This window comes from Flavobacterium agri, assembly GCF_013401995.1.
Classification (GTDB): Bacteria; Bacteroidota; Bacteroidia; order Flavobacteriales; family Flavobacteriaceae; genus Flavobacterium; species Flavobacterium agri.
The window spans coordinates 864-12,751 of sequence record NZ_JACBJI010000007.1 but is presented as its reverse complement, the minus strand read 5'-3'; the positions used below and the strand labels follow the sequence as shown (position 1 = coordinate 12,751).

11 protein-coding genes are annotated in these 11,888 nt (G+C 46.3%); 9 read left to right on the top strand and 2 right to left on the bottom strand.

Going from position 1 to position 11,888, the window contains the following annotated elements:
• Positions 1–84: 84 nt before the first annotated feature.
• From rsfS to HZF10_RS14560, 7 genes are all read left to right on the top strand, one after another.
• Entirely contained in the window at positions 85–456 is a 372-nt protein-coding gene (rsfS, locus tag HZF10_RS14590; protein ID WP_176006964.1) for a ribosome silencing factor, read from the top strand.
• Positions 457–470: 14 nt separating this feature from the next.
• Positions 471–2,399 carry an ATP-dependent zinc metalloprotease FtsH gene (gene ftsH, locus HZF10_RS14585; protein ID WP_176006963.1) on the top strand — a complete coding sequence of 643 codons (1,929 nt, stop codon included), beginning with the start codon at positions 471–473 and terminating at the stop codon, positions 2,397–2,399.
• Positions 2,400–2,502: 103 nt separating this feature from the next.
• Entirely contained in the window at positions 2,503–3,105 is a 603-nt protein-coding gene (locus HZF10_RS14580) for a lactate utilization protein B/C (RefSeq protein ID WP_176006962.1), read from the top strand.
• A gap of 1 nt (position 3,106) precedes the next feature.
• A complete protein-coding gene (locus HZF10_RS14575; RefSeq protein ID WP_176006961.1) occupies positions 3,107–3,907 on the top strand; it encodes a phosphatidate cytidylyltransferase in 801 nt (266 codons plus the stop codon).
• Positions 3,897–4,553, top strand: coding sequence for a phosphatidylserine decarboxylase family protein (locus tag HZF10_RS14570; protein WP_176006960.1), 657 nt, complete (start codon positions 3,897–3,899; stop codon positions 4,551–4,553). The genes HZF10_RS14575 and HZF10_RS14570 overlap by 11 nt, the downstream gene beginning before the upstream one ends.
• Positions 4,546–4,812 carry an acyl-CoA-binding protein gene (locus tag HZF10_RS14565; RefSeq protein WP_176006959.1) on the top strand — a complete coding sequence of 89 codons (267 nt, stop codon included), beginning with the start codon at positions 4,546–4,548 and terminating at the stop codon, positions 4,810–4,812. Before HZF10_RS14570 ends, HZF10_RS14565 begins: the two co-directional genes overlap by 8 nt.
• Position 4,813: 1 nt before the next feature.
• Positions 4,814–5,575 carry a superoxide dismutase gene (locus tag HZF10_RS14560; protein WP_176006958.1) on the top strand — a complete coding sequence of 254 codons (762 nt, stop codon included), beginning with the start codon at positions 4,814–4,816 and terminating at the stop codon, positions 5,573–5,575.
• A gap of 132 nt (positions 5,576–5,707) precedes the next feature.
• Here the strand turns inward: HZF10_RS14560 and HZF10_RS14555 are convergent, their stop codons facing one another.
• Entirely contained in the window at positions 5,708–8,335 is a 2,628-nt protein-coding gene (locus HZF10_RS14555) for a valine--tRNA ligase (protein WP_176006957.1), read from the bottom strand.
• A gap of 156 nt (positions 8,336–8,491) precedes the next feature.
• Here HZF10_RS14555 and HZF10_RS14550 point away from each other — a divergent pair, with 156 nt between their 5' ends.
• Positions 8,492–8,929 carry a DUF1573 domain-containing protein gene (locus tag HZF10_RS14550; RefSeq protein ID WP_176006956.1) on the top strand — a complete coding sequence of 146 codons (438 nt, stop codon included), beginning with the start codon at positions 8,492–8,494 and terminating at the stop codon, positions 8,927–8,929.
• A 32-nt stretch (positions 8,930–8,961) separates the two neighbouring features.
• Here the strand turns inward: HZF10_RS14550 and HZF10_RS14545 are convergent, their stop codons facing one another.
• Positions 8,962–10,287, bottom strand: coding sequence for a PDZ domain-containing protein (locus tag HZF10_RS14545; RefSeq protein WP_176006955.1), 1,326 nt, complete (start codon positions 10,285–10,287; stop codon positions 8,962–8,964).
• Between the two features lie 125 nt (positions 10,288–10,412).
• Between HZF10_RS14545 and HZF10_RS14540 the strand changes: the two genes are divergently transcribed.
• A complete protein-coding gene (locus HZF10_RS14540) occupies positions 10,413–11,606 on the top strand; it encodes a pyridoxal phosphate-dependent aminotransferase (protein WP_176006954.1) in 1,194 nt (397 codons plus the stop codon).
• Positions 11,607–11,888: the final 282 nt, after the last annotated feature.

Here is an 11,888-nt window from a genome sequence, read left to right as displayed (position 1 = left end):
TTGAAATCTTGGTTTAATCTTTTGTTAAGTGTCAAAATTAAAGACAAAAAATGGTAACTTTGCGAACTTATATAAAATTGTTAAATGGCGAAAAAGACTAATAATAACGATATCTTGCTATCATTGATCATCAAAGGTATAGAAGATGTAAAAGGCAACGATATCGACATTCTGGACCTTAGGGAAATAGACAACTCAGCATGCGATTATTTCGTTATCTGCAACGGAAATTCGAACACCCAGGTCAATGCCATTGTCAATTCGGTACAAAAAACGGTCTCCAAGGAAATTCACGAAAAACCGTGGCATGTCGAAGGAACTGAAAACGGCGAATGGGTGCTTATGGATTTCGTCCATATCGTCGTGCATGTTTTCCAGAAGCACATACGCGAGTACTACGACATCGAAAGCTTGTGGGGAGACGCGAAGATCACAAGCATCGAAAACAAATATTAATTCCATTACGCTAAATGGCTAAAGACAATAATACCCCGAACCCAAAGATGCGGATCAACCCGTGGGTCGTTTATGGTGCGGTTGCGCTCATATTCCTTTTCATCAGCATCATGACCGGAGACTCGGCTTTCCAAGAACCGGTGAAAATCAGCCTTCCGAAATTCGATACTTATCTTGAAAAAGGACAGGTCGATAAAGTCGTGATCTTCAACAAGACGCAAGGAGAAGTTTTCCTTCGCAACGACGCTTTGAAAGACCCTGTACACAAAGACGTGTCGCAGGATTTGCTTAAACGTCCGAACAAAGGGCCGCATTATACGTTCGACATCGGTAACGACGAGATTTTCCAGAAAAAACTTGAAGATGCCGTAGCCAAGCACAAATTGCGCGACTTTTCGTTTCAGGACAAAAGCAATTGGACCGATATTTTCCTGACGCTTCTTCCGGTTCTGGTCATCGTGGCCATCTGGATTTTCATCATGAGACGCATGTCGGCCGGCGGGCCTGGAGGCGGCGGACAGATTTTCAACATCGGGAAATCGAAAGCGCGTCTTTTCGACGAAAAGAATGACATCAAGACCACGTTTAAAGACGTTGCCGGACTTGAAGGCGCAAAAGAAGAGATACAGGAAATCGTGGAATTCCTCAAGAATCCCGAAAAATATACGAGTCTCGGCGGTAAGATACCGAAAGGCGCATTGCTTGTCGGACCTCCGGGAACGGGTAAGACGCTTCTGGCCAAAGCCGTTGCAGGCGAAGCGAGAGTGCCGTTTTTCTCACTTTCCGGTTCCGATTTCGTAGAAATGTTCGTAGGTGTCGGAGCTTCGCGTGTTCGTGATTTGTTCAAGCAAGCCAAAGAAAAATCGCCTTCGATTATTTTTATCGACGAGATCGATGCCGTCGGACGTGCGCGTGGCAAGAACAACTTCTCGGGATCTAACGACGAACGCGAGAACACCTTGAACCAATTGCTTACCGAAATGGACGGTTTCGGAACAAATTCACACGTAATCGTTCTTGCGGCCACGAACCGCGCCGACGTGCTTGACAAAGCTTTGATGCGCGCCGGACGTTTCGATCGTCAGATTTTCGTAGACCTTCCGGATATCCGCGAAAGAAAAGAAATTTTCGAAGTTCACCTTGCGCCGCTTAAAAAAGTGGAGCACCTCGATACCGATTTCCTTGCAAAACAAACACCAGGTTTCTCGGGTGCCGACATCGCAAATGTTTGTAACGAGGCGGCTTTGATTGCTGCCCGTAAAAACAAATCGGCTGTAGACAAGCAGGATTTCCTTGATGCCGTAGACCGAATCGTAGGCGGGTTGGAGAAAAAGAACAAAATCATCACGCCCGAAGAAAAACGCGCCATCGCGATCCACGAAGCCGGTCACGCTACCGTAAGTTGGATGCTTGAGCACGCGGCTCCTTTGGTAAAAGTAACGATCGTACCACGAGGGCAAAGTCTCGGCGCGGCCTGGTATCTTCCTGAAGAAAGGCTTATTGTCCGTCCTGACCAAATGCTCGACGAAATGTGCGCCACAATGGGCGGACGCGCTGCCGAAAAAGTAACGTTCGACAAAATCTCGACAGGCGCTTTGTCCGACCTTGAAAAAGTGACCAAGCAGGCGCGTGCGATGGTAACGATTTACGGCTTGAACGACAAGCTTGGAAATGTCACCTATTATGATTCATCGGGGCAATCAGAGTACAATTTTTCTAAACCGTATTCAGAGGAAACAGCGCTTGTAATCGACAAAGAAATATCGTTGCTTATCGAAAGTCAGTACCAGAGAGCTATAGAGATTCTGCAGGAAAACAAGCAGAAGTTGTTCCAATTGGCCGACATCCTGATCGAGAAAGAGGTGATTTTCAAGGACGACCTCGAGAATATCTTCGGAAAACGTCCGTTTGACAAAAATTTACAAGAGGAAACAACTCTGTAACGATATACCGCATTTTTACAAAAATCTTAATTCGAAAACTTTTTGAATTAAGATTTTTTTATCTTTGGATGAATTCGAACCAAAAGGCAACCTCAGATCTTATATGAGTCTCTTCAGAAAATTTTTTGGTGCGGGAAATGAACCCGGATCTGGTGAAGAAAAAGAAAGCGAATACCGTCCGCAGGCACAACCGAATATGCCTGTAGATGAGCTTTTCACTTACAATTTCAAAAAAAACGGGGGCAAATTCATCTATTGCGAAAATCTCGACGAGGTTCACGAACAATTCGAGAACATCCTTGAAGAAAACGATTGGTTCGAATCGGAAGCCATGTGCTACGAGCAGAAACTGTTCAGCATGCTCGACGACAACAACGTAAAGCACGAAGGCGGCGAAGGCCCTAAATTCCTTTTGGCTTCTTGCGAAAATTTGGTCGCCGACGAAGGCTCGGTACTTTTTTCGTCGAAGCAAATCAAACAGAACAAACCAAACGATTTACCTATAAATATCGTGATCCTGGCCACTACTAGCCAAATTCTTGAATCGAAAAGCGACGGTTTGCGCGCTATCAAGAAAAAGTACGAGAAAGACTACCCTACCAATATCACGACCATCAAATATTTCGAAAAAGCCAAGGAGGAAGATTTCCTTCAATACGGTAGCGCGCCCAAAAACCTCTACCTGTTGCTTTTAGAAGACCTCTAGTATGAACGAAACCCTCACCAGAACGCTTTCGGGAGCGGTTTATATCCTGGTTTTGGTCGGTTGCGCCTTATTTCCGGTAAGCTTTACGATTTTATTCGGCATCTTTTTGCTGATCGCCGTTTCGGAATTTTGCGAACTCGTCAATTTGCCCAAAACATTTCCAATCGTAATTTCGGCCGTTTTATATGTGCTGTTCGCTACGTGGCCGCTTTCCGATATAACGCAATCCTCATTGCTGGGACTGACGCTTTTCGTGTCGGTCAGTTTATTGTTTTTCCTGTTTTCGCAACGTCCGCCAAGACTTGACAGGTTGTCCAAATATGTTTTCCTGATCGGATACGTGGTACTTCCAATCGTGTTCATCACCAAACTGCCTTCTGTAAACGGCGTTTTCCGACCGGAAATCATCATTTCGGTTTTTGTGCTGATTTGGGCCAACGATACATTCGCCTTCCTGATCGGTAAAGGCTTCGGAAAACACAAGCTATTGGAGCGCGTTTCCCCTAAAAAAACTATCGAAGGCTTTATCGGCGGATGGATTTTCGCACTTTTATTCGCGATTCCGATATCGATTTGGCTTACCAAAGAACCGTTGGCATTTTGGCTTGTCATCGCCACAATCGCCAGTTATCTAGGCACTTTGGGCGATCTTGTCGAATCCAAATTCAAAAGGATGGCGGGCGTAAAAGACTCCGGACGCATAATGCCGGGCCACGGAGGCATCCTCGATCGGCTCGATAGTATTATATTTGTAACACCATTCGTATTTTTGTTTTACCAAATCGTACACTATGTTTCATAAGGAAGGCGGAAAAATAATCCTTATCTCGACCACACTATTCGTATTTCTGCTTTTGGCAGCCGATAAATTCATCGACGTCGAATGGTTGCGCATGACCGTCATGCTCATCGGGTTGTTTTTCCTGATCATGATTTTGCAGTTTTTCCGCAATCCGAAGCGTTTTCACAATCCCGACGACACTATCGTGACGGCTCCGGTCGACGGTAAAGTCGTAGTTATTGAAGAAGTGTACGAAGGCGAATATTTCAAGGACCAACGCTTGCAGGTGTCGATTTTCATGTCGCCAGTAAACGTTCACGTGACGCGTTATCCGGTTAACGGAAAAGTGAAATTCAGCAAATACCATCCCGGGAAATACCTTGTGGCATGGCATCCGAAGGCGAGTACCGAAAACGAACGCACCACGGTCGTGATCGAGAACCGCATTTTCGGCGAAGTGTTGTATCGCCAGATTGCCGGAGCGCTTGCCAAACGCATCGTAAATTACGCACAGGAAGGCATGCAGGTCGTTCAAGGCAACGACGCCGGTTTCATCAAATTCGGGTCGCGTGTCGACATCTATCTTCCGATAGGAACCAAAATCGATGTCAAACTCGGCCAGAAAGCCATCGGAAACAAAACCATCATCGCTTCGAAGAATGTCTGAAACAGATTTGGATAAACGCTTTCAGGAAGCTTTCGAAACTGCTTCCCAAATGTCTCAGGCCGATTTGCCGCAGGACACACAATTGCGTTTGTATGCCTATTACAAGCAAGGCTCGATCGGGCAGCCGACGAATCTCAACAGCGGTTTTGACTTGAGGAATGCGTTCAAGACCAATGCGTGGATGCAAATCCGCAACATGGATTCGGACGAAGCCAAACGACTCTATATCGAATTGGTGGAATCACTGCAAAAAAAATAAAATGAAGAAGACAGCCCTGCTCCTATGCTTTTCCGCGGTCTTGTTCTCCTGCCAACAAAAGAAACTGACCGAAGTCGTAGAAGTGCCTTTGCCTGCTGCCGAGGAAAAAATGACCATCGGAAAACCCGAAGATGTTTCGGCCGATGCCGGAGCGTTCGAAATGTACAAACTGCCGTTCCAATACGATGCATTGGCGCCGAACCTCGATGCGATGACGATGGAAATGCATTACGGCCGCCATTATCTCACATATACCAACAATCTGAACCGACTCATCGACAGTACCGAATTCGCCAAATTACCCATTGAGGAAATCTTCAGGAAACTCAACATGAGCGATGCAGATCTGCGCAATAACCTTGGTGGATATTACAACCATACGCTGTATTTCGAAACGCTGAAGGCAAAAGGCGAAAGTGAGCCGAAAGATACGTTGGCAGCCGCCATAAAGCGCGATTTCGGATCGTTCGACTTATTCAAGACGAAATTCGAAGACGTGGCCGAAAGACAGTTCGGATCGGGATGGGCTTGGCTCGTGACCGATAAAGCGGGAAAACTTCAAGTGATCTCTACCCCGAACCAAGACAATCCGTTAATGCCGGGAATGCCCGTAAAAGGCACGCCGATTTTGGCATTGGATGTTTGGGAACACGCATATTATCTGGGTTACCAATTCAGACGCAAAAAATACATCGCGAACTTTTTCAACATCGTGAATTGGGATAAAGTCTCGGAACGATACGAAAACGCCATCAAAAAATAAAGCCTTGGGAAACCAGGGCTTTTTTTATTGGACGATTCCGATTCGGTTAAAATTGAATCGTTGTCATTTGTAAATAACAAGGGAATTAAGAACGCGCGCTCCTAATTCCCTTACTTTGTTCAATAACCTGTTTTATTTCAATGAAGCAAGACTTTGTTCAATTGTCATGATCTTCGCCAAAGCGTCGGCTTCTTTTTTGCGCTCGTTAGCGATTACGGCCTCTGGCGCGCCAGCCACGAATTTCTCGTTCGAAAGTTTGGCCTGAACCGATTTCAGGAAACCTTTCGTGTAATTGAGCTCTTCGTTGAGTTTTGCGATTTCGGCAGCGATATCGACATTACCCGTAACCGGGATGAAATATTCGTTCGACTTGACGCGGAACGACAACGCTCCATCCACTTTATCGTTTACATATTCCAAAGCCTCGACGTTGCCAAGTTTGGCGATAATCGAATCAAAGCCTTTGGAAGCGTTTTCTTTGTTGACCACTTTCAGGTTTATCGCATCGCGGAACGAAATGTTCTTATCCTTGCGGATCGTCCGTATACCCGAAATCACATCCGAAGCGAATTCAAAATCCGAAATCAAAGTCGCATCGAAGTTTTTTTGTGTCGGCCAATGGTTCACGATCAACGCCTCTTTTGTACTTCTTTCCGCGATATATTGCCAGATTTCCTCGGTCAGAAACGGCATAAACGGATGCAACAGACGCAATACGTTTTCGAGCGCTTCGATCGCGGCCGCGAAAGTTTTCCCGTCTATCGGCTGTTGGTAGCCCGGTTTGATCATCTCGAGAAACCACGAACAGAAATCGTCCCAAACGAGCTTATAGATCGACATCAACGCATCAGAAATACGGTATTTCTCGAAATGGTCTTCGATTTCGACCAGCGTTTGCTGCAATTTGGCGTTGAACCAATCCGCGGCTTTTGCCGAAGCTTCGGGAACCGGTAAGCTGTCGTCAACTTCCCAACCTTTGATCAAACGGAAAGCGTTCCATATTTTGTGTGCGAACGAACGTCCGTTGGCGCACAATTCTTCGTCGAACAAGATGTCGTTACCGGCAGAAGCACTCAAAAGCAATCCCACGCGAACTCCGTCGGCACCGAACTTTTCGATCAGATCGAGCGGATCGGGTGAATTCCCTAGTGATTTGGACATCTTGCGTCTTTGCTTGTCGCGCACAAGTCCGGTCAGGTATACGTTGTTGAATGGTTTTTTGCCCGTGTATTCGTATCCGGCGAAAATCATACGCGCAACCCAGAAGAACAAAATGTCCGGTCCGGTCACAAGATCATTCGTCGGATAATAGTATTTGAAATCTTTGTTTTCAGGATCCAGAATGCCCCCGAAAACCGCAATCGGCCACAACCACGAAGAGAACCAGGTATCGAGCGCATCGGCGTCCTGACGCAAGGTCTCGGCAGTTATTGACGGATTTTTCGCTTTTGCCAATTCGAGCGCTTGTTCTTTGGTTTCCGCAACCACGAAATCCTCTTTTCCGTCTCCGTAGAAATAAGCCGGGATTTGTTGTCCCCACCAAAGCTGGCGCGAAATGTTCCAGTCGCGTATGTTTTCGAGCCAATGACGATAGGTATTGTCGAAACGCTTCGGATACAATTTGATTTCCTCGGTTTCCAAAACAGCCTTTAGCGCTGGTTTCACGAGTTCGTCCATACGCAAAAACCATTGGTCGGAAAGACGCGGCTCGATGACGGCTTTCGTCCTTTCGGAAGTGCCGACTTTGTTCAAATGCGTTTCTACTTTGGCTAAATTTCCGAGGCTTTCGAGTTCTTTGGCGATTTCGTCACGCACTACGAAACGGTCTTTTCCGGCGTAATGCAATCCGTACGAATTCAAAGTCGCATCCTCGTTGAAGATGTCGATGATCTCGAGGTTGTGTTTTTCGCCCAAAGCCTTGTCGTTCACATCGTGGGCAGGCGTCACTTTCAGACAGCCCGTTCCGAATTCCATATCGACATAATCGTCTTCGATGATCGGAATCACACGATTAGCGATCGGAACTACGACTTTTTTGCCTTTTAAGTGCGTGTAACGTTCGTCGTTAGGATTGATACACACCGCGGTATCGCCCAAAATCGTTTCGGGACGCGTGGTCGCGATGGTTATGAATTCCTCAGAACCTTCAATCTTATATTTAAGGAAATACAATTTTCCCTGTTGTTCTTCGTAAATGACTTCTTCATCTGAAAGCGTGGTCTTGGCTTCGGGATCCCAGTTCACCATTCGGAAACCGCGATAGATCATGCCTTTGTTGTACAAATCGACGAACGACTTGATGACCGACGCCGACATATCGGGATCCATCGTAAATTTGGTGCGCTCCCAATCGCAGGAAGCACCAAGTTTTTTTAGCTGGTCCAGGATAACGCCTCCGTATTTGTCGGTCCACTCCCAGGCGTGTTTGAGGAATTCCTCCCGCGTCAAATCGGCTTTATTGATCCCTTCGGCTTTGAGTTTCGCAACCACTTTAGCTTCGGTGGCGATAGAAGCGTGATCGGTTCCGGGAACCCAACACGCGTTAAGGCCTTTCAAACGGGCGCGTCTGATCAGTACGTCCTGAATCGTATTGTTGAGCATGTGGCCCATGTGCAGCACACCGGTCACGTTCGGTGGCGGGATGACGATGGTGTAAGGTGTCCTGTGGTCGGGCTCAGAATGGAAATAATTGTTTTCCATCCAGAAGTCGTACCATTTCTTCTCTATACCTGCGGGCTCAAATTGCGACGGGATTGCCATAAATATCAGTGCGTAAACAAATTAAAACTGGCGCGGTTGTTGATTTTACCGGCGAGGCACAAAAGTAACCATTCCACGGCCTTTTAAAAAATTAAGAAGTAATAATTTGTGCAGAAGTTAAAACGCTTTATTTTTACGAACCAAATTCACTTACCCATGAAAAAATTCTTCTTTTTGCTGGCTCTTGCCGCCATTAATGCAACGGCTTTGGCGCAACACGGAGCGAAAATTGAATTCATGAACAAAGACAACACGGTCGATTTCGGTACCGTATCCAAAGAAACCGACAGCGGCCTGCGTACTTTCGAGTTCAAGAACACCGGAGACGCGCCACTTATCATCACCGATGTAAAATCGACTTGCGGCTGTACGGTTCCTTCAAAACCGACAGAACCGATCATGCCCGGTAAAACAGGGAAAATCGATGTGAAGTACAACATGAATCCGGGTCCGATACGAAAAACGATTACCGTAGAATCGAACGCGACCAACTACGACCAAGGCCGCATCGCGCTCAAGATAAAAGGGGAAGTCATCGTCAAGAAAGAGGAAAATCTTCTTGAAAAGAAAAAGACGAGCCCGATGTTCCAATAAAAAAATCAAGCCTTTCAATCGAGAGGCTTTTTTTATAGCATTTTGCGAAGCCTGAAATTCACGTTTCGCTTGACGCCTGCTCTTTCGATCTGCATCAGGATTTCTTTGTCGGGTTCTGAACGCAACAAGTCTATTATTTCCTGAAGCGTATATCGATAAGCTAATCTTCCGTTAATCGAAATAAGCATATCATCTTTGAGCAGACCTGCTTCTTCGGCTGGTGATCCGGGCCTGACACTCGTAACGGTATACATCGGTTTCAAATCGAAGCGATAGTGGAAATCGCTCATCCTTTTGTTGAAGTTTCCATCGTATTCATCGCCTTTTAGCGTAGTGTTCATCTCGACCGTTTCTTTTATCCATTGCAAACCACCGTGCTGTATTTCGAGTCCGCTCATGTTGTAATGAAAATCGTTGTAATAAGCCTGTCCTTTTTTAAGGAAAATCTGACTTTTCTGATAGTCGAACACCATTGTAAACCGCTTGAGTATTTCACCTCCCACAGACCCGAGCCTGTCTTTGACCAGATTGACGTTTCGTATTGAAGTAGAATCTGGAAATGCCGCAATGGGTTCCTCGAATTTGAATCCTGAAAGCGTAAAACGACTCAATCGTCCGCGTTTTCCGTAAATCTCCCCACTGAAACCTCTTCCTAAAAAGTCTTGGAAATACTTGGGCGGCAACGTGACTTTATCAGATTTCTCATCAAAAAGCCAAACCGCGTCACTACTCCCAGTATCGATGAGCAACTTGGCGTCGAAAGGTCCTTGCTGTTGTTCCACCGAAGCTACTACATACGGTTTGCGAAGTTCTATCGATATGGGACACGCTGTCAACTTTTTCGAAAATTTCGTCCTGGCCTTGTCTATGTCGTGATAAATCGTGATCCTTTTGCGATCGTAATTGATCTCGACGATATTGTTCTTGAAGAATTGGTATCCGATAATCCCGTTTACCGGAATCCCGATGTGCGAAGAAAAATTGAACTCCTGGTCGAGCACGATGTAAATCATGTGATTGTTGTCGTACATGTCCTCGAATTCAAGTTTGTTTTTGGTCGATTTCAAACCTTCAATGAACTCTTGGCTGCCCAATCCTTTGAGTTTGATCTTTTCCACATTCTCGAACAGGATTTCCTCGGTCTCATCAAGACTGAAAAGTATGGTTTCCTCGACGCCCGTATCCAAAAGGAAATTTAGCGGAACCCCGTTTAGCTTTACCGGAATGATGATGAGATTGTTGATGAACCGGAAAGGAATGACCGTCTTGCCCTTTTTTTTGACGAATTGGAAGTTCCCTTGCGGATACGAACTATCGAACGATAAAAGTACCAGTAAAAGGAGCAGCAGTCGCTTCATTCAACTTTTTTTATAAAGTTACTAATTTATCAAGGCAAAAATTCAGAATCACCATATTCCCACAAAATTTCATGCCCGAAACTTGCAAAAAAAATTGCAAATTTGCACTTCAAAATCCAGTTCCCATGCCAAAAATTTCAAACAAAGGACAACAGATGCCCGAGTCGCCGATCCGCAAATTGGTGCCGTACTCCGAAGCCGCCAAAAAGAAAGGCCATAAAGTATATCATCTCAACATCGGACAACCCGATATCAAGACGCCTGATGTCGCTCTCGAGGCCATCCGAAAAGTCGATATGGAAGTACTCGAATACAGCCATTCGGCGGGTTTCGAAAGCTATCGCAAAAAACTCGCGGCGTACTACACCACCCACGGTTTGCCGATCAATACAGAAGACATCATCATCACTACCGGCGGATCCGAAGCGTTGTTGTTTGCCATGGGAACCACAATGGATCAAGGAGACGAAATCATCATTCCGGAGCCTTTTTACGCCAACTATAACGGATTTTCGACGGCTTCGGGCGTTAAGGTCGTTCCCGTGATTTCAGGAATCGAGACCGGTTTCGCGTTGCCTCCTATCGCCGATTTCGAAAAACTGATCACGCCTAAAACCAAGGCGATCCTTATCTGCAATCCTGGAAATCCAACAGGTTATTTATACTCAAAAGAAGAAATGCAGCAATTGGCCGAACTCGTCAAAAAACACGACCTGTTCCTGATTGCCGACGAGGTATACCGCGAATTCGTATACGACGGCGGCACGCATTATTCCGTAATGAACATTCCGGGGCTTGAGGAATACGCCATCATGATCGATTCGGTGTCCAAGCGTTACAGCATGTGCGGTGCGCGCATCGGATGCATCGTATCCAAAAACAAGCAAGTCATGGCTGCTGCGATGAAATTTGCCCAGGCACGCCTCAGTCCGCCGACTTTCGCACAAATCGCGAGCGAGGCCGCACTCGATACGCCAAAAAGCTATTTCGATGAAGTCAGCGCCGAGTACCTTAAGAGACGCAACATCCTTGTCGAGGAACTCAGCAAGATCGAAGGCGTCACCGTGGCCAAACCAAAAGGTGCGTTCTATTGTATCGCGAAGCTTCCGGTCGCCAACGCCGACGATTTCGCCCAATGGTTACTCGAATCTTTCGACCACAACGGAGAAACGGTCATGGTCGCTCCTGCGGCAGGCTTCTACTCTACTCCGGGCGCAGGCCAGGACGAAGTGCGCATCGCTTACGTACTCAAGAAAAAAGACTTGGTGCGCTCGGTAGAAATCCTCAAGGAAGCGCTTAAAGTCTACAATTCAAAATAAGAAGCCAATCCGGCTGCCCGCTGCAAGCTTTCTCACAAAATGAGGTTTTGCAGCGGTGCTTCTGGGCTTCCTTTGGTCGCCCGAACCACAGCGCAAAAACCATCCTTTTTTATCAAAAGGCTTTCCGCTTGCATCCGGGCTAGGGCTAGCGAACAGATTCAACCTTTTCATTCCTATTCAAAAGCACGAACCTCCGAACAATAAAAAACCGCGACCTTTTTAGGATCGCGGTTTTTTTATGTCGTCTCCGATTCGCGTTTATCGCTTCAAGGAGAAGTGTGA